Origin of the sequence: Streptomyces sp. H27-H5, assembly GCF_026627505.1 — a bacterium.
Classification (GTDB): domain Bacteria; phylum Actinomycetota; class Actinomycetes; order Streptomycetales; family Streptomycetaceae; genus Streptomyces.
Genome location: NZ_JAPNLK010000043.1, coordinates 1 through 22016, shown reverse-complemented (window position 1 = coordinate 22016; position 22016 = coordinate 1). Strand labels below are relative to the sequence as shown.

At 73.5% G+C, this 22016-nt stretch carries 20 protein-coding genes; 4 read left to right on the top strand and 16 right to left on the bottom strand.

What is annotated here, in order from left to right; genetic code table 11:
- Positions 1 to 34: 34 nt before the first annotated feature.
- Positions 35 to 1288 carry a cytochrome P450 gene (locus OTB19_RS21580; RefSeq protein WP_267799995.1) on the top strand — a complete coding sequence of 418 codons (1254 nt, stop codon included), beginning with the start codon at positions 35 to 37 and terminating at the stop codon, positions 1286 to 1288.
- Positions 1289 to 1410: 122 nt separating this feature from the next.
- Here the strand turns inward: OTB19_RS21580 and OTB19_RS21575 are convergent, their stop codons facing one another.
- Both OTB19_RS21575 and OTB19_RS21570 read right to left on the bottom strand, forming a co-directional pair.
- Positions 1411 to 1905 carry a DUF5949 family protein gene (locus tag OTB19_RS21575; protein ID WP_267799994.1) on the bottom strand — a complete coding sequence of 165 codons (495 nt, stop codon included), beginning with the start codon at positions 1903 to 1905 and terminating at the stop codon, positions 1411 to 1413.
- Between the two features lie 56 nt (positions 1906 to 1961).
- A complete protein-coding gene (locus tag OTB19_RS21570) occupies positions 1962 to 2573 on the bottom strand; it encodes a DUF4352 domain-containing protein (RefSeq protein WP_267799993.1) in 612 nt (203 codons plus the stop codon).
- A gap of 175 nt (positions 2574 to 2748) precedes the next feature.
- Here OTB19_RS21570 and OTB19_RS21565 point away from each other — a divergent pair, with 175 nt between their 5' ends.
- Positions 2749 to 3186 carry a DUF6299 family protein gene (locus OTB19_RS21565; RefSeq protein ID WP_267799992.1) on the top strand — a complete coding sequence of 146 codons (438 nt, stop codon included), beginning with the start codon at positions 2749 to 2751 and terminating at the stop codon, positions 3184 to 3186.
- Between the two features lie 169 nt (positions 3187 to 3355).
- Here OTB19_RS21565 and OTB19_RS21560 read toward each other — a convergent pair whose 3' ends face one another.
- The 5 genes from OTB19_RS21560 to OTB19_RS21540 form a co-directional block, all read right to left on the bottom strand.
- Positions 3356 to 3523, bottom strand: coding sequence for a hypothetical protein (locus OTB19_RS21560; RefSeq protein WP_267799991.1), 168 nt, complete (start codon positions 3521 to 3523; stop codon positions 3356 to 3358).
- Positions 3524 to 3593: 70 nt separating this feature from the next.
- Positions 3594 to 5639, bottom strand: a complete 2046-nt coding sequence (locus tag OTB19_RS21555) for a SpoIIE family protein phosphatase (RefSeq protein ID WP_267799990.1) — start codon at positions 5637 to 5639, stop codon at positions 3594 to 3596.
- Between the two features lie 57 nt (positions 5640 to 5696).
- Positions 5697 to 5924 (bottom strand): hypothetical protein, encoded by a 228-nt coding sequence (locus OTB19_RS21550; protein WP_267799989.1) that lies wholly within the window; start codon positions 5922 to 5924, stop codon positions 5697 to 5699.
- Positions 5925 to 5958: 34 nt separating this feature from the next.
- Positions 5959 to 7233 (bottom strand): NAD(P)-binding domain-containing protein, encoded by a 1275-nt coding sequence (locus OTB19_RS21545; RefSeq protein WP_267800050.1) that lies wholly within the window; start codon positions 7231 to 7233, stop codon positions 5959 to 5961.
- A gap of 86 nt (positions 7234 to 7319) precedes the next feature.
- Entirely contained in the window at positions 7320 to 8789 is a 1470-nt protein-coding gene (locus tag OTB19_RS21540; RefSeq protein WP_267799988.1) for an ATP-grasp domain-containing protein, read from the bottom strand.
- Between the two features lie 27 nt (positions 8790 to 8816).
- On the opposite strand from OTB19_RS21540, the gene OTB19_RS21535 reads away from it, so the two are divergent.
- Together OTB19_RS21535 and OTB19_RS43680 are read left to right on the top strand one after the other, a co-directional pair.
- Positions 8817 to 9032, top strand: coding sequence for a hypothetical protein (locus OTB19_RS21535; RefSeq protein WP_267799987.1), 216 nt, complete (start codon positions 8817 to 8819; stop codon positions 9030 to 9032).
- A gap of 50 nt (positions 9033 to 9082) precedes the next feature.
- On the top strand, positions 9083 to 10591 hold the full coding sequence (locus tag OTB19_RS43680; protein WP_420716884.1) for a glycoside hydrolase family 26 protein: 1509 nt from the start codon (positions 9083 to 9085) through the stop codon (positions 10589 to 10591).
- Between the two features lie 20 nt (positions 10592 to 10611).
- Here the strand turns inward: OTB19_RS43680 and OTB19_RS21525 are convergent, their stop codons facing one another.
- The 9 genes from OTB19_RS21525 to OTB19_RS21485 all read right to left on the bottom strand — a co-directional run bounded on the left by OTB19_RS21525 (position 10612) and on the right by OTB19_RS21485 (position 21651).
- On the bottom strand, positions 10612 to 11754 hold the full coding sequence (locus OTB19_RS21525) for a GNAT family N-acetyltransferase (protein ID WP_267799986.1): 1143 nt from the start codon (positions 11752 to 11754) through the stop codon (positions 10612 to 10614).
- Positions 11751 to 12458 carry a lipopolysaccharide biosynthesis protein gene (locus OTB19_RS21520; RefSeq protein WP_267799985.1) on the bottom strand — a complete coding sequence of 236 codons (708 nt, stop codon included), beginning with the start codon at positions 12456 to 12458 and terminating at the stop codon, positions 11751 to 11753. Before OTB19_RS21520 ends, OTB19_RS21525 begins: the two co-directional genes overlap by 4 nt.
- A 70-nt stretch (positions 12459 to 12528) precedes the next feature.
- A complete protein-coding gene (locus OTB19_RS21515; protein ID WP_267799984.1) occupies positions 12529 to 13830 on the bottom strand; it encodes a glycosyltransferase in 1302 nt (433 codons plus the stop codon).
- On the bottom strand, positions 13827 to 14606 hold the full coding sequence (locus OTB19_RS21510; protein ID WP_267799983.1) for a polysaccharide deacetylase family protein: 780 nt from the start codon (positions 14604 to 14606) through the stop codon (positions 13827 to 13829). Before OTB19_RS21510 ends, OTB19_RS21515 begins: the two co-directional genes overlap by 4 nt.
- Positions 14596 to 16326 (bottom strand): murein biosynthesis integral membrane protein MurJ, encoded by a 1731-nt coding sequence (gene murJ / locus OTB19_RS21505; RefSeq protein ID WP_267799982.1) that lies wholly within the window; start codon positions 16324 to 16326, stop codon positions 14596 to 14598. The genes OTB19_RS21510 and murJ overlap by 11 nt, the downstream gene beginning before the upstream one ends.
- A gap of 73 nt (positions 16327 to 16399) precedes the next feature.
- Positions 16400 to 17782 carry an O-antigen ligase family protein gene (locus OTB19_RS21500; RefSeq protein WP_267799981.1) on the bottom strand — a complete coding sequence of 461 codons (1383 nt, stop codon included), beginning with the start codon at positions 17780 to 17782 and terminating at the stop codon, positions 16400 to 16402.
- A gap of 2 nt (positions 17783 to 17784) precedes the next feature.
- Positions 17785 to 19308, bottom strand: coding sequence for an exopolysaccharide biosynthesis polyprenyl glycosylphosphotransferase (locus tag OTB19_RS21495; RefSeq protein ID WP_420716883.1), 1524 nt, complete (start codon positions 19306 to 19308; stop codon positions 17785 to 17787).
- On the bottom strand, positions 19305 to 20507 hold the full coding sequence (locus OTB19_RS21490; protein WP_267799980.1) for a glycosyltransferase: 1203 nt from the start codon (positions 20505 to 20507) through the stop codon (positions 19305 to 19307). Before OTB19_RS21490 ends, OTB19_RS21495 begins: the two co-directional genes overlap by 4 nt.
- Before the next feature lie 19 nt (positions 20508 to 20526).
- Positions 20527 to 21651 carry a DUF3344 domain-containing protein gene (locus tag OTB19_RS21485; protein WP_420716882.1) on the bottom strand — a complete coding sequence of 375 codons (1125 nt, stop codon included), beginning with the start codon at positions 21649 to 21651 and terminating at the stop codon, positions 20527 to 20529.
- Positions 21652 to 22016: the final 365 nt, after the last annotated feature.

Sequence of the window (22016 nt, the reverse complement as noted above, 5' to 3'; positions counted from 1 at the left end):
GCGTGCTGCCGACGAGAAGGAAGAAGGTACGGGCATGACAGTCCCGGCACAGCGATACGAAGGCCGACCCGGGGCCGAGCTGGCCGATCCGGCCTTCTGGCAGTCGCCCCCGCAGGCCCGGCTGGCGGCCTTCGCCCGGCTGCGGGCGCTCGATTCCCCGGTGTACGTGCCCGAGGGCCGGGATCGGGGCCACTGGGCCATGGTGCGACACGCGGACGTGCAGGAGGCAAGCCGGCTGCCCAAGGTGTTCGCGAGCGCGCCGGGGGTCACGACCCCGGAGCCGCCCCGCTGGGTACGGGCCCTGTTCGGGGACTCGATGGTCAACCTGGACGGCCCCGACCACGCGCGGTTGCGCAAGGTCGTGCAGCGGGCCTTCACGCCGCGGCTGTTGGCCGCGGCCGAGGAGGACATCCACGCGGTGGCGGCCAGGATCGTGGACGACGTGCTGGACGAGCGGCCCGACGAGTTCGTCTCGGCGGTGGCCTCCCGGCTTCCGCTGGAGGTCATCTGCAACATGATGGGCATCCCGGAGGCCTACCGGGCCGAGATCGCGGACCGGGTCAACCACGCCTCCGAACACATCGGCGTGGAGCGGGGCCTGACCGCCCGGCTGCGGATGCCGGGGCGCGGTTTGCGCGCGCTGGCCCGGATGCAGCGGATGGTCGCGGGCATCGGGCGGGAACGGCGCAGGAACCCCACCGACGACCTCATCTCGGCGCTGGTCTGCGCGAACGTGGACGGCCAGGCCCTGGGTGCCCGGCAACTCGGTGCGTTCTTCTCGCTGTTGATGGTGGCCGGCGTGGAGACCACCCGGAACGCGATCACGCACGGGCTGACCCTGCTCACCGATTTCCCGGACCAACGCGATCTACTGCTGTCGGACTTCGAGTCGTACGCCGACGGTGCCGTGGACGAGATGATCCGCCACTCGACGCCGATCATCCAGTTCCGCCGCACGGTGGTGGCCGAACACGACCTGGGCGGGCGCCTGTTCACGCCCGGCGACAAGGTGGTGCTGTACTACGCCTCCGCCAACCGCGACGAGGCGGTCTTCCCCGACCCCGACGCCTTCGACATCACCCGCTCGCCCAATCCGCACCTGGGGTTCGGGGGCGGCGGTCCGCATTTCTGCCTGGGCGCCCATCTGGCCCGGGTGGAGATGAAGTCACTGTTCCGTGAGCTGCTGACCCGGCCGGTGGGGTTGCGCGCCGTGGGCCTGCCCGACCTGGCGGGATCCAACTTCGACAACCGGGTACGTTCGCTCCGCTTCGCCTTCGACCAGCCGTAAGGCTTCACGGGTGGAGGCGGTGACGTCACGGCCACCGCCCCACCACCCCACCCCACCGGCCACCGGGCAGGCTGGGGGCCCGGCGGCCGGAGTGTGTGTGGGGGGGTGACGCCGGCGCCGTGTCAGCCGCGCAGGCTCTGCACCGTGAGCACGCAGTGGGCGCTGCTGGTCAGCACTTCCTCGTCGCCCGCGAAGGCCTGGAGCACCTCCGCGGAGACCGGCTGCCCGGGGACGGCCTCGGGCCAGGCACGCGTGGCGAACAGGAAGTAGGCCTGCCCGCTCTCGCGGGCGGCGACGACCCACTCCGGCGGGGCGGTGCAGGTGGCGTTGAGCCCGGGCAGGGTCAGCGCGATCTGGTGGTCGGCCAGCAGGATCTTCACCGGGAAGGTGGCCGCCTTGAGGGTGCCGTCCATGACCACGTCCCCGATCGGCAGGCCGATCTCCTCCAGGAGACCTCGGGCGGCCGCCTCGCCGGCCTCCTTGCCGCCCGGGCCGTCGCCCAGGGTGTAGGCGAGGAGGTAGGGGATGTCGTGACCCTCGGAGGGGTCACCGATCCAGGCGAGCACGGAAAGGGTGCCGAGCTGGGACCGGTCGATTTCGGCTTGGGTGGAAGTCATGCGCCGCACCTTAGTGCGCTGCCGACCACCCCCTCGCGGCCTTTCACCCGAGCGGGCTATACGGCCCAGAATCCCCCTCCGGAATTCGCCTGCGTGTTCGCGTCCTGGTACTGGAGCCGCACGATGCGCGCGCTTTCCGGAATTTCGAACACCACCCATCCCTCGGCCCGCTCACCGACCTCCAGGGAATCGAAGACGAGGGGTTTGCCGGTTGTCAGTTCACCGGTCGGCACGATCGCGTGGCGCTGTCCCTCGCCGTCGTACGCCCACATGCTCCCGAGAGCCCCGTACGAGGCTCCCCCCACGTTGACGAACGACATCGAGGCGGCCACCCAGCGCTTCCCGGCGACCGGTGCGAAGTTCTTCTCGACGCTGACGGCCGGGTCCACGTACGCGTTGAGCACCACCTGGAGGTGCTGTCCGACCTGCCGGCCCGGCACCCGTACGGAGTCACCCACACGGGCATCCTTCGCGGTCGCGGGCACCACCGCCGGGGCCGGTGCCGCCGGGTCGCCGTCGGATCCCGGCACCCCGTCGTCCACCGGGACGGCGGGGACCGCCGCAGGGGCCACGGCGGCCCCCTCGGACACGCTCTGGCAGGCGGTGGCGCCCATCAGCAGGAGGGGCAGGAGGGCGGCGGCGGCGAGGACGGAAGCGGGCTGACGCATGCGGGATCCCTTCGGGGATCTTCGGGGCGGGGAAGCATTCCGGTCAGTTTCACGCGCCCGAGCGGGCAATTGCACACACCGACACGAGTCCGCGGAGCGAGTTGACCTGCCGACTGCCAGCAGAATGCTTCCGGCAGTACCCCGCCACCCGTTTCCCACTGGAGGAAAAATGGTCATGTTCGGCCGCCGAATGGCCCTCGCGGCGTTCTCCGCACTGGCCGCCGTCTCGGTATTCACCGCTCCGGCGAACGCCACTGTTTTCAACCAGGAGATTTCCGTACAGCCTTACGCCCACATCACCGAGGACGGCTCCGTCACCCTTTCCGGGACCTACCTGTGCGAGGGCTCGTCACCCAGGGGGGCGGTCCAGGTGAAGGCGATCGTCGTCCAGGAGGGGCTCCGTCTCACCGTCGCCGCCGGCGACGCCCGTTGCGACGGCGAGCGGCACCGCTGGGAGGCGCGCGGCTCCGTTCGCTTCACCCCGGGCCTGCACGCCGGTCGCGCCGAGGCCGTGGCGCAGCTCCAGGAGGTCCACTTCTCCGGGCTGCTGCCGCGCTCGATCGACACGCTCGCCGAGGACGACAAGAACATCGAGGTGTTCGACCACCGGTGATCCCGGCGCGACCCCTGACGCCGTCCGGTCCGGTAGCCGCCGCTACCGGATCCCCGCCGTCAACGGCCGTGCGCACAGACCCCGCCGCCGTTCGAAGGCCGTGCCCGCGGGCCCGGTCGTCAGCCCCGACCGGAGCCCGTACGCCGGACGCCGCGACCCGAGCCCACCGTCAACGGCACTCCGGTGCGACACCGGTCATCGACATGAACGCCACCGTCTGACACCCGGGATCCGAGTGCGGGCGCCCCGTCGTCCAGTCCACGGCCTTCGGCACCCCGGCCACCAGCAGGAGCAGGGCCAGGATGCCCGTCACCGCGCCCCTGTTCAGGCGGCGCACAGCAGAATCCGTTCCATGGCGGCATCATCGCGCCCCCTCCGGCAACCCACAACTCGGGGTGACCGTCCGGTCACTCCGCGCCCCGCCGCACGCCCCCGGCGTCGAACTCGCACCAGACGGCCTTTCCCTCGCCCCGGGACTCCACTCCCCAGTGCGTGGCCAGCGCGTCCACCAGCAGCAGCCCGCGCCCCGTGGTGGCCGACTCCCCCGGGGTGCGCCGGCGGGGCCACACGCTGGAGCGGTCCTTGACCCACAGCCGGATCCGCCGCACCGGTTCCGGCAGCACCTCCATGGTCAGCACCGCTCCGCCGTCCGTGTGCAGCAGGGCGTTGACGAGCAGTTCGCCCGCGGCCAGCTCCACGTCGTCGGCGAGTTCCGCCATGCCCCAGTCGCGCAGGGCCTGCCGCAGGGCGTAGCGGGCCTCCGAGAGGCCCTCGGGGTCGGCCTGGTGGATGTACTGGTGGATGCGGGGCGCCCGGTGCGTGCCCGGGTCGGGAGCCCGGCGCAGCACCAGCAGGGCCACGTCGTCGCCGGAGCCCCAGCGTTCCCAGAGCCGGTCGGAGAGGTGGTCGGCGAGCGCCCCGGCCTCCTGGGGGCCGCTGCGGACGGCGTGGGCCAGCGCTTCCATGCCTTGGGTGATGGCGGTGCCCGGTTCCTCCACGAGCCCGTCGGTGCACAGCACGAGGGTCTCGCCGGGCACCAGGTCCAGCCGGGTCTCGGGGAACTCCTCCCGCTCGAAGATCGAGGCGAGTCCGAGGGGCAGGCCGCCGCGCACGTTGGGCCAGCCCGTTCGGCCGTCCGTGTGGCGGATCAGCGGTCCGAGGTGGCCCGCGCGGACGGCCCGTACCCCTCCGGTCTCCAGGTCCACCTGCGCGTACATGCAGGTCGCGAAGCGTTCGGTGTCGAGTTCGGCGAGGAAGCGGGAGGCCCGGGCCAGCACGGTGGACGGCGGGTGCCCCTCCCCCGCGTAGGCGCGCAGCGCGATGCGCAGTTGGCCCATGATGGCGGCGGCGTGCGTGTCGTGGCCCTGGACGTCGCCCACGACGATGCCGACCCGGTCGCGGGGCAGCGCGATCACGTCGTACCAGTCGCCGCCGACCTCGCGCCCGCTCCACGCGGCGTGGTAGCGGACCGCGATCTCGCCGCCGGTGATCTCGGGGATCCGGCGCGGCAGCATCGACGCCTGGAGGCCGGTGGCGAACTCCCGTTCCTGGTCGAAGAGCAGGGCCCGCTGGAGGGACTGGGCCACGATGCCCGCCAGGCCCAGGCAGAGGTTGCGTTCCTCGGGGCTGAACTCGCTGAGCCGCTTGTAGAAGAGGACCAGTCCGCCGATGGCCTTGGCCTGCGCGATCAGCGGCAGGTAGGCGGCCGCGTCGTAGCGGATCCGGTTCAGGTAGTCCGAGAACATCGGGAACTCGGCCGCCAGCTCGGACAGCGAGGTGACGAACCGCGCCTTGCGGCTGAGGACGGCCTGCGACAGCGGCAGCGAACCGTCCAGCCGGGTGAACCTCCGCTCATTGAGGATCTCCAGGGACTCCCCGCTCAACGCGATGATCTTGATGGCGCCGTTCTCGACGAGACCGAGGGCGAGCCCGTCCGCACCGAGCCGTTCCAGGGCTCCGGTGCCCGTCAGGGTGGCCGTCACGTCGTCGACGGTCACGGCCCGCGACAGGGCCTCGGTGGTCCGCTGCACGATGGTGGCCTGCTGGGCGCGGGCCGACTCCAGCTTCCGCAGCACCGTGAGGTGGGCCAGCTCGGCCGTCGCGTCCCGGACGATGCCGACGATCCGCAGGGGGCGGCCGTCGGGGGCGCGCAGCACCCTCCCCTGGATGTGGGTCCACTGGTCGCGGCCGTCGCGCCGGCGCACCGTGAAGTAGGAGCCGTACGTCCCCTCACCGCTGTCGAGCACCCCGCCCACGGTGTCCGCGAGCCGTGCGCTGTCGTCGGCCGGAACCCGCAGCCCCAGGCCTTCCGGGGTGTGGTCGAACTCCTCCGGTTCCAGGTCGAAGACGACCAGGCCGGCCTCGTCGAGCGACACCGTCCCCGCGCCGAGGTCCCAGTCGTAGCTGCCCATGCCGTTCAGCGCGAGCCGCTCCCCGGCTCCGGTCACGGGCATGCCGCCGTCCGGCGCGGGTCTGTCGGGTCGCTCCGCCGCTGCCACGCGTCACACCACCTAACGGCCGGGCCAGCACGGCTGGGAGATCAGCCGCTCCCACTCTTCGTCAGGATGCCCCGGAAGGGTGCGTCCGGCCTCTCGCCAGCGCTTCAGGAGGGAGAGGTAGATCGTGGACTGGTCGCCGGGGCCGAAGGATCCGCCCTTGGGCCGGCTCGGCGGCTGTTCCGCACGGCTGGCGGGGATGCGTACCCAGCCACGGCCGCCCTGTGCTCGCTCCGCGCCCATCGCGACCCCTCTCGCCTCTGACCGTGTACACGTCTCACCGCGGATACGTCTCGGGGTGCCCGGCGGCGGCCCGGTCGGGCCGGTCGCCGGCGGCGGAACCCGGCAGTCGGCCCCGGGCGCCGAGCCTCCCCAGGACTCCCTTCACCAGTCTCCCCGCCGTGAAGCCCGCACCGTGCACGAATCGCATGGAAGGGCCGAATGAGGGAGCCGTCAGCAGGCCCGCGAAGAACAGCCCGGGCCACGACGATTCGAAGCCCGCGCTCAGCTCGGGCGTCCCGCCGCCGCCCACGGTGCGCAGCGCGGTCCGCAGCCCGACGTCGAGAAGTTCCAGTCGGCGCAGGTCGGGGGCGAATCCGGTGGCCGCGATGACGTGCGAGGTGTCCAGGACGACGGACTCCCCGGTCGCGGAGGTCAGCTGGAGGCGGGTGCGGTCGCCCGCCGCGACCGCCCGGTGCAGGTGGTGGCCGAGCAGCACCGGTACCCGCTGTTCGAAGCGGTCCCGCAGCCACCAGGCACCGGCGGGCCCCAGCGCCGTGGCGGCGATGCGTTCCCGGGTCGCCGCGGGCAGCCGACGCACCGCCCACGGCAGTTCCGACCACACCCAACTGCGCCATCCGGTACCCAGCCCGCTGTGCGGGTCGCGCAGGGCCCGCAGCGGGGACCGTTCCAGGGGCTGCGGGACGGTGTTCCAGTTCAGTCGGGGCCGCCGGGCCACCAGGCACGGTCGCGCCCCGGCCTCCGCCAGCAGGGCCGCGGTCTCCAGGGCCGCCTGCCCGGCCCCGAGCACGGCGACCTCCCGGCCGGCGAACCGGGCCAGGTCGCGGTGGCCGCTGCTGTGCGAGTAGTGGCCGGGCGGCAGGTCCCGCAGTACCGCGGGGAAGTTCACGAACGGCATCACCCCCACCGCCAGGGCGACGGTACGGGCGAACAGCGGCGGCCCCTGCGCGGTCCTGATCCGGAAGCCGCCCCCCTGCGGGGTCAGCTCGGTGACCGTCACCTCCTCCACCTCGGGCGCGGCCCGCCCCGCGAACCAGAGCCCGTACGCGCTGAAGGTGCCGATCGGCAGCGGCCCGCCGTGTTCGGCCCGCACGCCCAGGCCGGCGCAGTAGTCGGCGAGGGTGTGCCGTCCGCCGGGCGCGGACAGGTTGGACGACCAGGGCTCCGACTTCAGGTACATCCCCTCGGGCATGTGGTCCCGCCAGGACGCCATGGGCCGCCCCAACACCCGCACGCGGAGCCCGGCCGCCGCGGCGTGCGCGGCGATCGACAGCCCGTACGGCCCCGCGCCGACCACGACGAGGTCGTCCATTCGTGTCATCGCTGTCCCTCCACTGTCATGGCCGACCGCCCCGGGCGGGCCCGCCCGGGGCGAGGGGTGTCACCGGCTCGGGGGTGTCACCGGCTCACCAGCTCGTCCGGTTCCGCCGCCTCCGGCGGGGCCGGGCGGGCGGCCGGCCCGGAGCCGTCGGACGCCTGTTCCCGGCCGCGCTGGCGGGGTGCGCGCACCACGGCTCGGGCGGTACGGCGGCCCTGCGCGGGGAAGCCCCGCAGCACCCGGGCGCCCTTGCCGAAGCCCCGCCCCAGGAAGGCGGTGACCATCGCGACGAACGGCATCAGGTCGTCCGGGGCGAACCATGCCGCCTCCACCTCCGCGCGCCGGTCCCTCGGCGCGGCCCGCGCCGTCCCGGCCGTGGCGGACCCCGCTCCGGGGCCGTCACCCCGGTCCGGGGCCGCGCCGCTCTGGTCCACCCGGTGTTCCGCCGCCCGGCCGGGCCGATCCGGCCGGGCCGGGTCCGGGATCACCACACCGTCGCGGGGGCCGCCGGGGGCCGGTGCCGCGCCGGGCTCGGGGGCCGGGTCCCGGGCCGGGTGCGGACGAGCCACCGCCCCCCACGCCGCTCCCCGTGCCTGCCCCCGCGCCGGCCGCGGGGCGAGCGGCAGCCGGCGTCCGCGTACCGCCGCCAGCAGCGCGTAGTTCTCCGCGACGAACACCCGGCCCGGCCCGCCCGAGGGCGTGGGTACCCGTTGCCCCGTCAGATCCAGGTACATCGCCTGGACCACGTCCAGGCCGGCCGCGTCCGTGAACAACCGGAACTGGGCCCCGGGACGCGGGTTGAAGTCCACGAGCCGGAAGCAGCCCCGCTCGTCGCGACGGAAGTCGAGGTCCAGGATGCCCTGGTAGCCGAGCCGTTCGGCGAGCCGCAGTCCCGCCTCCTCCACCGCCGGATCGGGCAGCCACCGTCCGACGGCCGTCAGCCCCGTCCGTACCGGCCAGGACAGTTCCTTGCGCCCGGACCCGACGAGCAGCGGGTGTCCGCCCCGCGCGAAGGCCCCGTGGAAGAACCAGTCGGTGTCCTGACCGGCCGGCAGGAACCGTTGGAGCAGCAGCCGGCTGCCCGCCCGCGCCGAGCGTTCGTAGAGGCGTCGCGCCTCGGCCGCGCTGTGCAGCAGCGTGGTGCTCCGCAGTCCCTCGCCCGCCGGCAGCAGCCACGGCCGGCTCCACTTCGCCACCACCGGCAGCCCCAACCGCCAGGCGGCCTCGGACGCCTCGGCCCCGCTCGTCGGGATCACCGTCTCGGGGTGCGGGATGTCCCAGCGCGCGCACAGCCGCGACAGTTCGGCCTTGTCGGCCACCCGTGCGGGCAGGCCGTCCGGCTGATGGGGAATCCGGTACCGCTCGTCGAGCGCCGGCGCGATCCGGGCGACCGCGATCGCGCTCAGGTCGTCCATCGCGACGAGCACGGCGGGACGCCCGATGCGTTCTGACACGGTGAGCAGGCAGTCCAGCAGGGCTTGTGGTGCCTCGGGGTCGAGTCCGCCGACCGGCCCGGGATGCACGGCGCGCAGATACCGCGAACGCCGCACCGGACCTCCCCCGGCCTCGACGACGACATGGACCTCCACGCCTTTGCGGCCAAGGGATCTGACGGCGCCGAGGGTTCCGTGGTGGAACGGATTCCGATCGAGCCTGAGCAGAACGGCGGGCACATGGTTGGCGAACGCGTGCATGAAAACGGTGTCTTTCACCTAGTCGGACCAAGCTGGGGTGGTGTGCGCCTGCGAATGGCCTACGCGGCGGTCACCGGACAGGCCATTCGTCGGATGTGATGCCTAACGTCGTTGACAAGCACACCGATTCGGGAAGCTCGGGAGACGCCATGCCCACACCACGCCGCCGACTGGCGAGCGCCTGCGTCGGTACGGTCACGGCCGGACTGCTGGCCACCGGCGCCGCGCTCGCCGCGCCCGACGAGGAAGCACCCAAGGGCTCCGACATCGCCATGGGCGCGTATCTCGACTACGGGCCGTCGGGAGTGGCCCGGATCCCGTTCCTGTCGCGCTGGCTGGGCGGCAAGGAGATCCGGGTCGGGCACACCTATCTCCCCGGGGACCGGTGGGCCGGCATCGAGGGCAACGTCGACTTCCTGACGGACTGGGCCGAGTGGCGCCAGGAGGAGGACGACCGGATGTTCGTCCTCAACGTGCCCATGCAGGAACGCAACGAGGAGCGGGTGCCCGACCGTCAGGTGGCCCAGCTGATCAGGGCGGGCGCGCAAGGCGAGTACGACCGGCACTTCAAGCGGCTGGCCGAGCGGCTGGTGGAGCTGGGCGTGCCGGACACCGTCATCGTCCTCGGCTGGGAGATGAACGGCACCACGTACACGCACCGCTGCGGGCCCGACCCGGAGAACTGGAAGCGGTACTGGAAGCGCGCCGTCGCCGCGATGCGGTCCGTGTCCGGCCAGAAGTTCAAGTTCGACTTCGCACCGAACCGGGGTACGGACGCGATCGGCTGGACCAAGTGCTACCCGGGCGACGACGTGGTGGACATCATCGGAATGGACTCCTACGACCAGGGTCCCGGCCAGGACTTCGACGACCAGATCACGCAGCCGTACGGACTCCAGGAGCACGTGGACTTCGCGAAGGCACACGGCAAGGAGATCTCGTACCCGGAGTGGGGCCTGTACCGGCGCGGGGACAACGCGGAGTACGTGCGGCGCATGCTCACGTGGATCGAGCAGCACAAACCGCTCTACCACACCATCACCGACTACTGCCCGCACGGCGTCTGGCAGTGCAAGCAGAATCCGCGGTCCTCGAAGGTGTTCAAGGACGCCCTCACCCCGCAGAAGCCCGGCCCCGTCATCCCGACGCCGGTGATCCCCACGCCGGTGATCCCGACGCCCGTGGTCCCGACCCCGGTCGTCCCCACCCCCCAGGTCCCGACTCCGCAGATCCCGACGCCGCAGATCCCCACGCCGCAGGCACCGTCGGTCCCGCCCGTCGTCCCGCCCGTGGACGTTCCCGTCGAGCCGTCCGTCGTGCCCTCGGTCGAACCCTCCGTGGTGCCGGCGCCCGTGAGCCCGTCCCCGGAGGTCCCCGTCGTGGAGCCCTCGCCGGCGGTCCCGAGCCCGGCGGCCCCCTCCCCGGCCGTCCCCTCCCCCGCGGCCCCCAGCCCGGCGGCGCCGAGCCCGGTCGCGCCGAGCCCGGCCGTGCCCGCAGCCACGCCCAAGCCGGCCGAGCCGACGCCGCCGAAGCCCTCCGCGAACAACACGCAGTGGTGCGTGCCGCTCAACTTCGGGGAATGGCTGTCCAAGCTCGTCGGCAACCAGGCGGTCTGCGTCAAGCTCGACTGGCGCAAGGGCTTCCTCTGGCCCTTCTAGGCGAGGTGGCGTGACTCCCGTCATCGCACCCGCAGTTCGTTGAGCCGCGCCCGCCAGTCCCTGGCGGCCGGCAGCGCCTCGCGCAGCGCGTCCACCGCCCGCTCGCGCCCCGACACCTGCGACTCGTGCAGTCGCAGCAGGGGCGCGAGCGCGTTGGTGGCCAGCAGGAACCGCTGGTTGACCACCGTTTCGGGCCGCCAGTGGTTCTTGTACGGTTCGTTGCCGCGCAGGAAGCTCACCACCGGCCGCCCCTCCGCGAGGGCCCGGCCGGCCTCGTGGCGCAGCAGCAGCGTGGCGATGTCCACCTTGCGGTCGCGCAGGTCCGGGTCGGCCCCGTACAGGTACCCGCCGCTCAGGGCCGACGAGAGCAGCGTGACGTTGGCCGCGACCACGTTCCCGTCCAGCCGGAACTCGGTGAGCCGGCCCTCCCCGACGCGCACCATCCGCCGCACGGCCCGGGTCAGGTGCTCGGCGAAGCGCGGCTTGAGGTGCTCGGGGGTCACCCCGCGTCCCCGCCACTGCTTCTCGTGCAGCCGCAGCAGCGTCCGCACGGCGCGCGGCACCTCCTGCTCGCTGACGTCGTGCTCCTCGATGCCGGCCGCGTCGGTCTTGCGGAGCTTGGCCCGCACCCGTTGGGCGCCGGAGGAGGGCATGCGCCGGACGAGCTCGTCGAAGGGCAGCGCGGGCAGTTCCATGCAGGTGGAGTCGGTGAGCCTGGCCCGTGCCCCGGGCCACTGCTCGAACACCGCCTCGGCGACCGCCCCGGGCCGCACCTCGCGGAGGTCGACGACCGCGCCGCGGGCGGCCCGGTGCAGCCCGCGGGCCAGCGCCGGGACGACCTGCCGGGCGTGCTCGGGGGCCACGAGCACGTCGAAGTAGTCGGTGATCCCGCCGCCCAGCGGCACCAGCAGCGGCAGCGGCCGGTGCACGAGCATCAGCGCGGCCACGCCGACCAGTTCCTCGCCGCGGCGCACGAGGACGAGCCGGAGCCTGCCCTCCTTGCCGTACGACAGCCACCAGGAGTGCAGCCAGGCGTGGCTCTGGAAGGGGGTGGCGGTGGGGCAGCCGCGGACGAGCCGGTTCCACGGCTCTTCCAGCGCGGCGAACTGCCGGGGGTCCCGGCACAGCGTCACCGACAGGCCCCCGGCGGAGCCCGAACTCATCGCACGGACTCCTTCTCCTTGGCCGTGGTGTGCTCGCCCTGCGCGGGCAGCGTCGCGAACTCGCCGGCCACGGGGGTCTCGGCGCCCTCGGCGACGACCTCGTCGCCGCGCCGGCGTCCGGGTCGGGCCAGCATCCACAGGCCGCCGACGAGCCCGCCGGCGCAGAGTCCGACGGCTCCGCTGAGCGGCGCGGAGGCCGAGGCCGGGTCGGTCGGCGCGACGGCCTGGTTGAACAGCAGCAGCTGCACGCCGGTGTTCTTGGCGGCCTGGTTGCTGCTCAGCGACAGGGCGTCGGCGACCGCGTTCGCGATGTCGGCGGCCTCGGACGGGCTCTTGGAGGTACCGGTGATGGCGATCATCGGGGACTCGGGGGAGGTCTCGGCGCGTACCTGGGTCCGCAGCCGGTGGGCGCTGATGCCGGCGCGGGGCTGGGCGTAGGCGAGGGTGGAGCTGCTGGTGGCGATGCGGGCGTAGGCCTGGGCAAAACCGAGGGCGGTGGCCGGTTCGGTGGTGTCGTCCGGGACGGCGACGACGTAGCTGGTGGCGGCGTACTCGGGCGCCTTGAGCACCCCGTACGCCCCGCCGGCGGCCAGCCCCAGCAGCGCGCAGGCGGGCAACAGCCACCACGCGGGCGGCAGCAACCGGGGCCGCCCCTTCTTCGCGGAGCGGTGGTCGGACTTCTTCTGGTCGGCGGTGTCGGCCATGTGCGTGCTCGCTTCCTGAGTGGAGGGAACTTCCTTCGGCCCCGCTGCGGGGCCCCTGCGGTAGGACTGATCAGCCGTCGCCCCGGCCGGGCGTGCGTGCGGCCCCCGGCCGGGGGGCGGCGTCCCCCCGTGCGTCCGGCCCGCGCCCGGGGGCGGACAGCGCCCCGACCCCGAGCCGTTTCGCCCCGGCGCCCGGATCCGGGGCGGTGCCCCGGCCCCCCTCGGGCGGCGCGGCCAGCGCTCCGGCGTAGACCGAGAGCAACCGCTCCGCGCTCCGCGCGATGTCGTAGCGCCGCACCACGGGCGGCGCCGGCAACCGGCCGGCCCCCGCCTCCATGTGTCCGCGCAGCGCGGCGACCAGCTCCTCCGTCCCGGTGCCGATCCGTCGCGCCCCGGGCGCCTGCGTCGCGGGCAGGTCGTCGATGGCCGGGCAGGTGACGTGCAGGACGGGCAGTCCGGCGGCGAGCGCCTCGACGACCGCGAGCCCGAAGGCCTCCTCACGCGACGGGGACACGAAGACGTCCATCGCGGCCAGCAGGGCGGGGATGCCGGGCGTCCGCCCGTCCGCACTGTCGCCGAGCGGGTCCCGTTCCCCGAGCAGGTGGATCCGGCTCTGGGCGCCGAGGTCGGCGGCGAGCCGCCGCAGCGCGGCCCGTTCGGGGCCGTCCCCGGCGAGCAGCAGGTGGGCTCCGGGCAGCGCGGCCACGGCCCGTACGAGCACGTCGAACCGCTTGCCCGGCACGAGCCGGCCGACCCCGCCCACCACGAAGGCCCGTTCCGGGAGTCCGGCCCGGGCCCGCGTGGCCCGGCGCACGCCTTCGTCGAAACGGAAGCGGACGGCTTCGATCCCGTTCGGTACGACGTGGATGCGCGCGGCCGGCACGCCCCAGCCCTCCAGCCGCGTCGCCACGGTGTCGGAGACGGCCACCGTCGCCGCGCCGAGGCGTTCTCCGGCCAGGTACAGGGCGCGGACCCCGTGCGAGAGCCGTCGTCCCTCGATCTCGCCCTCGCCGAGGGAGTGTTCGGTGGCCACGGTCGTGCGCACGCCCGCGAGCCGGGCCGCGAGCCGCCCGTACAGGCAGGCCCGGTACAGGTGGGTGTGGACCAGGTCGTAGCGTTCGCGCCGGATGAAGCGCACCATCCGGGGCAGCGCGCCGAGGTCCCGGTTGCCCTTCATGCCGAGGTGGACGACCCGTACCCCATCGGCCCGCAGTCCCTCGGCCACCTGGCCGGGGTTGGTCAGGGTCAGCACGTCGCACCGCATGGGCATGTGGCGCAGCAGCAGGCGCAGTTGCTGCTCGGCTCCGCCGACGCCCAGGCCGGTGATGACGTGCAGCACCTTGAGCGACTTCATCCCGTCAATCGCGTTCATCGTGCCGCCACCCCCCTGCGCAGCTCCCGCATCCGGTGCCGCAGCCGCTTGATCCGCAGCCGTGCCCCGCCGTCGGCCTGGCTGATGTGCGTACGGGGCAGGGCGTACGGGCCGGCGAGTCGACCGGGGTCGATGGCGCACGCGTAGCCGTACCCGGCGGCCCGGGTGGCGTCCACGACCCGTGCGTCGAGGTGCCCGTACGGGTAGCAGAACCCCTCGGGCAGCGTCCCGGTCAACTCCCGCAGCAGGTCGCGGCTGCCGTGCAGTTCCTGCCGGAGCACGTCGTCGGTGGTGGCCGTGAGGTCCTGGTGGAGCAGCCCGTGCGAGCCGATCTCCTGCCCGGCGGCGGCGACCTCGCGGATCCCCTCGGCGGTGAGGAGGGACTTGCGGGGGCCCAGCGGGTCCCACACGTTGTCCACCCCGAGCCGCCCCGGCAGCACGAACAGCGTGGAGGTGAAGTCGAGGCGCTTGAGCAGGGGAAGCGCCCGGGTGAGGAAGTCGGTGTACCCGTCGTCGAAGGTGAGTCCGACGAGCCCGGCTCCGCGGCCGGCCGCGCGGGCCCGGAGCAGTTCGCCGACGGACACCCCGCGCAGGCCCCGGGAGCGCAGCCACAGCAGCTGGGCCTCCAGCACGCGCGGGGTGACGGTGATCCCGTACGGGTCCTCGGCGGGGTCGGTGAACTCGGCGACCGAGTGGTACATGAGGACCCACGGCGATGCGGTCCGGCGGGCGGGGACCAGCACGGCGGCGGACGCCGTGTCGGTGTCAGCGGGCATTGCGAAACCTCTGGGTGAGCTGGGAGGTGAGCTGGGCGATCTGGGCGGGCAGCACGGTGACTTCGAGTGCCCGCATGGCCATTCCGGTGGCTCCGAACATGGCCGGGACCAGCAGGCAGCCGAGGGCGGCGCTGAGCAGCGGGTCGGGGATCATGGGGCCGGCGATCCAGCCGGTGGCGCAGGCCGCGACGGCGGCGACCGCGAGGCGCCCGATGCTGACGGCGACCCGGCGGACCTGGATGGCGACGATCCGGGAGCCGAGCCCGGTGAGGAGCAGGGCGGCGGTGGTCGAGATGCCGGCGGCGTTGGCGGCGGCGATCCCGTAGGTCCCCCACCAGCCGACGGCGAAGGCTCCGAAGACGATGTTGACGAGCAGTCCGGCGCCCATCGCGAGCGCCGGGAACCAGGTGGGCCGGGCGGTCGAGAAGAAGGGCCGGGACAGCGCCCCGACGAGGCAGTGGCCGAGGAGTCCGAGGCCGTAGACCCGCATCACGGAGGCGGTGGCCAGGGTGTCCCGGTGGGTGAAGGCGCCGCGTTCGAAGAGGACCTGGATGATCTGGGGCGCGTACCCGATGACGAGGGCGGTGCCCATGAGGACGGCGAGGGAGGCGAGGGCCAGGTCCCGTTCGACGCGCCGCCGGGCCTTCTCGCGTTCGCCGCCGGCCATGGCCTGGGCGACGACCGGGAAGGTGACCGTGCAGATCATCAGGGACAGCACCATCGGCATCTGCGCGACCTTCTGCGCGTAGTTCAGGTGCGAGATGGCCCCGGACGGGAGCGAGGCGGCCAGGAACCGTTCGACCAGGACCTGGGACTGCCGGAAGACGGCGAAGAAGATGACGGGGGCGATCAGCCCGAAGGCGATCAGCGTCGGCCGGTCCCGGTCGCGCCGGCTGCGCGGGGCGCCCTTGGCCCGGGACGGTCCGAAGCCCACGTTCCGGATGAACGCGGGCAGTTGGACGAGCACCATCAGCGCCCCGCCGAGGGCGACTCCGGCCGCGGCGGCCCGCACACCCCACAGGGCGTGGAGGGCGACCATCGCGCCGATGATCCCGACGTTGTAGGAGACGTAGATCGCGGCGGGTGGCAGGAAGGATCTGTGGGCCCGCAGCGCGGCGCTGAAGTATCCGGCGATCCCGAAGGTGATCACGGTCAGGGCGGTCAGCCGGGTGCACTGGACGGCCAGGTCGGAATCGGGCAGTCCGGGCGCGAGGACGCCCACGACGAGCGGCGCGGCGACGATCAGTACGGAGGCCACGGCGGCCAGCAGCACCAGCAGCCGCGGCAGGGTCGCGCCCACGAGCAGCCGTACGGGGTCCTGCGCGCGGGCCTGCTTGCGGGTGAGCCCGGCGCGGTCGGCGGCCCGGCGGGCCAGGGCGTGGCTGAAGGCGGGCACCATCAGCAGCGCCATGGCGTCCTCGATGAGCAGCGTCGAGGCCATCTCGGGGACGGTCCAGGCGATGAGGAACGCGTCGCTGTCGTGCCCGGCGCCGAAGAGGTGGGCGATGGTCTGGTCGCGTACGAGCCCGAACACCGCCCCCGCGGCGGTGAGGCCGGCGGTGACGGCGGCGGCCTTGGCGAGGTACCGGCCCAGGGGGGCGGACGTGCCGGGGTCGCCGGATCCGGATCCCCGCCCGGCCCGCGCACGGGCGGCGGCGGTCCCCTCGAATTCCGTGGCGGCGGACGTCCCCGCGACGGCGGGGCCGCCGGAGGCGATCACGCGGCCCCGGTCCCGGTCCCCGCGCGCACCGGCGCCGCGGGCGGCGTCCGGTTCCGCCGGGGCGGGATGCCCGTCACCGGCCGGCCGGCCACTCGACGGCCGGCCGGCCCCGTCCGGTACCGGTCGCGAACCCGCCCTCCGGGTCGCCCCGGGAGGACAGCGCCCACCAGGCGGCGAGTCCGATGATCACCCCGGTCAGGACGGTGGACGGCCCGCCGATGTCCGCGTAGAGGAAGTCGGTCAGCTGCCACGCCAGGAGCCCGACGGCGATCAGCCCACAGTCCAGGGCTCCTCGGCGGGAGGCGCATCGGCGGACGCCCGCGACCAGCAGCGCCGCCCAGCCGCCGACGAGCGCGGTCAGTCCGATCAGGCCCTGCTCGCTGAGCACGAGCAGGTACATGTTGTGCGGGGACAGCAGCGGTTGCTTGATGAAGGCCTGCCCCGCGCCGGCGGTGTCGCTGCCGGCGGACAGGGCCAGGCCGGAGTGGCCGTCCCGGTTGGCCGGGAAGCCCTTGAGGCCCACGCCGGCCGCGGGCCGCTCGCGCCACATCGACTCGGCGGCGGCCCACATGGTGTAGCGGTCGGTGACCGATTGGTCGGGGGCGTCGGAGACCTGGGTGATCGAGGTCAGCCGTTCCGCGACCATCTCGGAGCCGACCCCGAGCCCGCCGACGAGCACCACGCCGAGCGCGACCAGCGCCAACAGCACCTTGAGCGCCCGCCGGATACCGGCGATCACCATGATCAGCACGGCCGCGCCGAGGGTGGCGATCCACGCGCCCCGGCTGAAGGACAGCACCAGCGGCAGCACCAGGGCGAGCGCGCAGCCGGTCGCCACCCTCCGGACCCGTCGCGGCAGTCCCGGCGCCAGTGCGGCGGCGGTCGCGACGATCAGCCCGTACGCGACCACCGTGGCCATGCCCATGACGTCACCGGGGCCGAAGGTGCCCACGGCCCGGATGTCCTCGCCCTGGTACGAGGCGCCGGTGTGGGTCGCGAACTGCACGACGCCGACGGCCCCCTGGACCAGTGCCAGCACCACGAAGCAGGCGGCGGCCAGGCGGAACTCGCGGGCGTCCCGCACCAGCAGCACGATCGCCGCCGGGACCAGCACGAAGACCTGGAGGTAGCGCACGAACCCGGGCAGCGCCGCGTACGGGTCCCCCGCGGTGACGGTGGCCACCGCGAGCCCCACGGCAGGCAGCCCGAGGAGGGCCGCCCCTATCGGGGTCAGCGCCCGCACCCGGCCGCGCACCGCCTGTACGGCGCACACCAGGACGAGCAGCAGCGAGGCGGCGTCGGCCGGTCCGACCTTGCCCGAGGTGGTGGCGTCGCCCGCCGGCAGCGGGGCGAGGAGGAACAGGACGGTCGCGGCGAGCGGCAGCAACGGCCAGTGTCGGCGCAGCAGCCCACCGACGTCCGGGCGTACCCAGGGGCTCGATACGGCAAGGCTCATGCTCAGCTGCCCCCCAGCCGGAATCGGAAGAACCCGGCCGCGGTGCGGGCGAGGATCCACAGGTCCTGCCACAGCGACCAGGTGTCGATGTAGTGGTTGTCGAAGCGGGCCCGGTCCTCGATGGAGGTGTCCCCGCGCAGTCCGTTGATCTGCGCGAGTCCGGTGATCCCGACGGGCATCCGGTGACGGGCCTCGTAACCGGGGTGCACGCTGCTGAACTTGGCGACGAAGAAGGGCCGCTCGGGGCGCGGACCGACCAGGCTCATGTCACCCCGTACGACGTTCCACAGCTGCGGCAGCTCGTCCAGCGAGGACTTGCGCAGGAAGGAGCCGACCGGGCTCATCCGCCGGTCGCCGGCGACCGTCCACCGGGTGGCGGACTCGTGCGGATCGGCGCTCAGGGTGCGGAACTTCAGCAGGGTGAAGGGGCGTCCGTACAACCCGACCCGCTCCTGCCGGAAGATCACGCCGGGCCCGTCGACGAGCCGTACGGCCAGGGCGCAGGCGGCCATCACGGGCGCGGCGAGCAGCAGGGCGATCGCGGCGAGCGTGGAGTCGATGAGCCGCTTCGCGAACCGCTCCAACGGCCGGGACGGGCGCGGCAGCAGCGGCTGCACGGCGTACCCCCACAGCTGGTCGGCCGGCTGCGCCACGCGCATGCCGGTGACCTTGGCGGTGCCGGCCGGGTCGGCGAGCCAGAGCCGGCAGCCGTGGTCGTGGAAGAGCCGGACCAGCGAGGCGGTGCGTTCGTCGGCCTCCGGCGGTCGGGTGAAGACGGCGTGCCGGACGGAATTCTGGATGACCGCGCGCCGGACGTCCTCGTGGGTGGCGAGCACCGGCAGGGGGGCGTGTTCCCCGTCGGCGGCCCCGGTGTCGGCGATCCCGACGGGCCGCAGGCCGTACTCGGGGCGCCCGTGGAGGGCGGTGGCGACCGCCCCGGCGCCCGCGCCGGGACCGACGACGAGCGCGGAGGCGGGCGAGCGCAGCGCGGCGCGCCGGTGGAGCTGGTTCACGAGGCCGCGGCCCGCGCAGACCAGCAGGACCTGGAGGCAGACCGTGCCGAGCAGCACGCTCCAGCTCATGGCCTGTCGGGGGTGGAGGGCGGCCAGGACGGCGGCGGCCCCGCACCACAGGACGACGGCCCGACCGGCGAGTGCGGGCAGTTCGAACAGCGCGGAGGGCGCGAGCCGCGGCCGGTACAGCCCCGCCTGCGCGTGCAGCGCGAGGAGCAGGGCCGCGAGGGGCAGGGCGGCCTCGGTCGCGAGGCCCGGTCCGGGCAGGGTCAGGGCGGTGAGGACGGCGGCCAGCGCGTCAGAGGTCACCAGCGGGACGACCCGGTCGCGGGGGCGGACGCGCCGCGGCCGGACGGCGGTCCTGGCCGGTTCGACCTGGGGCCCGCGCGGCGGGTGGATGGCGGTCACGGAACGGCGGGCTGGTGTGTGAGGCGCGGGCGCGAAGGCGCTGCTCCCGGCGGGCCCCGTGCCGCCCTGCCCGGGGTGCCGGGCGGGTGCGCTGTCCATCGTCATCGGCTGATGCGCTCCTGGTTCAAGGGCCGGGGCCTGCCCAGCAGTTCGTGGTACAGGCCGGTGACCGCGTCCGTGGTCCGCCGTACGTCGAAGTCGGTCCGGGCGTGCTCCCGGGCCCGCTCCCCGAGTTCGGCGAGCAGCCGCGGTTCGGCCAACAGCCCGGAGAGGGCCTTGGCCAGTGCCGTCGGGTCCTCCGGCGGCACCAGGCACAGCCGCCCCTGGCCGGGCGGCAGACTTTCCCGGGCACCGCTGACGTCGGAGACCAGGACCGGGCGACCGCAGGCCATCGCTTCGAGCGGGGCGAGCGCCATGCCTTCCCACCGCGACGGCAGTACAACGAGATCGGCGGCCCGAAGCCACGGTCGGATGTCGGAGGCGGCCCCCGCGAAGAGGACGCCCGGCGGGGCCCCCAGGCGCAGCCGTTCGGTGTCGGGGCCGTCCCCGACGAGGGCCAGTCGGGCGTCCGGGATCGTCGCCGACACCTCCGACCAGGCCTTGAGCAGGATGTCCTGGCCCTTCTGCGGGCAGAGCCGGCCGACGCAGACGACGAGCGGCGCGTCGCCCCGGAACTCGGCGGGCAGCGGGAGTTCGGCGCGGGCCGCCGCCCGGTCGACGTCGCGGTCGGCGGCGCCGGGCCGGAAGTGGTCGGTGTCCACGCCGTTGCGGATGACCGACCAGCGGGCGGTGATCCCCTCGGACTCGCCGGCCCGGCGTTCCGCCTCGCTGACGCAGAGCACCCGGTCGGCCCACCGGGCGCCGAACCGCTCCCAGCGCAGCGCGAGCGCGGCGGTGGCCCCGCCCACGGCGTCGAAGGACCAGGCGTGCGGCTGGAACACGGTCGCCACGGTGCCGCGCGCGGCCAGCCGCCCGGCCAACCCGGCCTTGGCGCTGTGGACGTGCAGCAGATCGGGCCGTACGCGGCGGATCAGTCGCGCGGCGCCGAGCACCTCGGCGGGCAGCCCGGGCCCGGGCGATCGCCCGGCGCGCCAGGTGAGGACCTCGGCGCCGGCGTCGTGGGCGTCGTCGGCGAGCCGGCCGCCGCGCGGGCAGCCGACGACGACGCGCAGCCCTACGGCGGCCTGCGCCCGGACCAGGTCGGTGACGACCCGGGCGACCCCGCCGTCGACGGGTTGGGCGAGGTGGAGGACGGTGTGGAGGACCGATGGGGACGAATGTGCTGTCGAACGGTTGGTCGACACGTGGAGTGATCTCCTACGTTCAGCGGCGCGCGTCTGTCTGAACGAAGAGCACACCGAGGAATTGGCCCTGACTTTCGCCCGTGAACTTGAAACTCAGGCTGCGGGCACCACCGGACAGGGCGGGACCCAGATCGAACACGTCCGCGTCATATCCGAGGGTATTCACGTGTTCGGGCTGTCGCACGAACGAGGGACGTCCGAATTCCGTGATCGTGGAATTCATAACATCATTAAAAGGATTTTCTGAATCACTGAGACTCACGCGCCGACCACTGTCCGCCGTCACCGTCAGTGAGTCCCCGAGGACCCCCCGGTCCCCGTCGTAGGCGACCACCCCGGCCTTGCCGGCGGACCCGGCCGGCGCGTCCAGCCCGGCGACCTCCACCGTCCGACCGGCGGCCTCGCCCACCCCCGGGACCAGCCCGTCGAACCCGTCGTGCACGGAAACCCGGCGCAGCGGTTCCTTCGGGTGCTCGTAGGCGACGACCAGCGTCCAGCCGCCCCAGGCCCCCACCGCCGAGTGCCCCATCGCGATGTTCAGCTGGGCGACCGTCCACATCCCGGCGCCGCCCTTGCGGACCAGCGGGGTCACGTCCGCCGAGGCCTGGTAGGCGTCGCTGCCCGCGTCACTGCGGTGCCCGATGACCGTGTCCGCAAGGACTTCCTTGTACGCGCCGCCGGGCTCGGCGACCAGCACGCGGCCGTTGTCCTCCGGCGGCTTCTGCTCGCCCACCCGCAGGTTCCCGCCCCAGTACAGCCGGGCGTAGGCGACCTTCGCGCCTTGCGGGACCTTGAGCTCGGCCCGGGTGGAGTTGTAGGTGTCGGGGTCCTTGTCGACCTCGCTGTAGAACATCTCGTAGTCGCTGTTGACCCCCGCGGCGCCGCGCTGCACGTCGGCGCAGGGTTCGGCCTGCCGGTTCTCCTCCTTGCGACAGCTGATCCCGGAGTTCGAGGCCCGGACCAGCCCGCCGTGCAGCACGGCCTGGTAACGCTGTGTGAACGGGATCCGGGCCTGCTCCTTGACGGTGACGTCGGAGACACGGGGGCCGGCGAGGACCGCCGCACCGGCCGCCGGAACGTTCGCCGAAAGTGTGAGGCAGGACAGTAGACCGAGCGCGCCGAGGATTCTGCGGGAGGAACCCATGACCCTGTCTCCATTTTTGATCAGGGGGACAAAACAGGAGTGAACTTTGTCAGAAATCAGGCTGGAAATCACGTCGGACTCGCTCGTACGGCCTTTTGGGCGATACCACGCACCCTCAAAGTTACGGCAGCTGTAGATAGATCTGCTGATGCTCGTCGGTGCTGGTCAGCGGCTTGATGGGGGTGGCTGCGGGCATGAGGGCGGCCGCCTTGATCATGATGTGGTATGACACAACATCAGAACGAGACGGCCGCTTCGGCCACGGTAGACCACGAAGGCCACGACATGGCGTTCGGGGGCCTGTTGGCCTCGATGGCTGGCTGCTTCGCCCGCTCCGAGACCCGGGAGACGTTCGCACGGATGAC

Bases quoted from the DNA above. Each gene is read 5' to 3' on its own strand.
- OTB19_RS21580 (WP_267799995.1), top strand. From the start codon at position 35: ATGACAGTCCCGGCACAGCGATACGAAGGCCGACCCGGGGCCGAGCTG.
- OTB19_RS21575 (WP_267799994.1), bottom strand. From the start codon at position 1,905: ATGACTTCCACCCAAGCCGAAATCGACCGGTCCCAGCTCGGCACCCTT.
- OTB19_RS21570 (WP_267799993.1), bottom strand. From the start codon at position 2,573: ATGCGTCAGCCCGCTTCCGTCCTCGCCGCCGCCGCCCTCCTGCCCCTC.
- OTB19_RS21565 (WP_267799992.1), top strand. From the start codon at position 2,749: ATGTTCGGCCGCCGAATGGCCCTCGCGGCGTTCTCCGCACTGGCCGCC.
- OTB19_RS21555 (WP_267799990.1), bottom strand. From the start codon at position 5,639: ATGCCCGTGACCGGAGCCGGGGAGCGGCTCGCGCTGAACGGCATGGGC.
- OTB19_RS21550 (WP_267799989.1), bottom strand. From the start codon at position 5,924: ATGGGCGCGGAGCGAGCACAGGGCGGCCGTGGCTGGGTACGCATCCCC.
- OTB19_RS21545 (WP_267800050.1), bottom strand. From the start codon at position 7,233: ATGGACGACCTCGTCGTGGTCGGCGCGGGGCCGTACGGGCTGTCGATC.
- OTB19_RS21535 (WP_267799987.1), top strand. From the start codon at position 8,817: ATGGACCTCCACGCCTTTGCGGCCAAGGGATCTGACGGCGCCGAGGGT.
- OTB19_RS43680 (WP_420716884.1), top strand. From the start codon at position 9,083: ATGCCCACACCACGCCGCCGACTGGCGAGCGCCTGCGTCGGTACGGTC.
- OTB19_RS21525 (WP_267799986.1), bottom strand. From the start codon at position 11,754: ATGAGTTCGGGCTCCGCCGGGGGCCTGTCGGTGACGCTGTGCCGGGAC.
- OTB19_RS21520 (WP_267799985.1), bottom strand. From the start codon at position 12,458: ATGGCCGACACCGCCGACCAGAAGAAGTCCGACCACCGCTCCGCGAAG.
- OTB19_RS21515 (WP_267799984.1), bottom strand. From the start codon at position 13,830: ATGAACGCGATTGACGGGATGAAGTCGCTCAAGGTGCTGCACGTCATC.
- OTB19_RS21510 (WP_267799983.1), bottom strand. From the start codon at position 14,606: ATGCCCGCTGACACCGACACGGCGTCCGCCGCCGTGCTGGTCCCCGCC.
- OTB19_RS21500 (WP_267799981.1), bottom strand. From the start codon at position 17,782: ATGAGCCTTGCCGTATCGAGCCCCTGGGTACGCCCGGACGTCGGTGGG.
- OTB19_RS21495 (WP_420716883.1), bottom strand. From the start codon at position 19,308: ATGACGATGGACAGCGCACCCGCCCGGCACCCCGGGCAGGGCGGCACG.
- OTB19_RS21485 (WP_420716882.1), bottom strand. From the start codon at position 21,651: ATGGGTTCCTCCCGCAGAATCCTCGGCGCGCTCGGTCTACTGTCCTGC.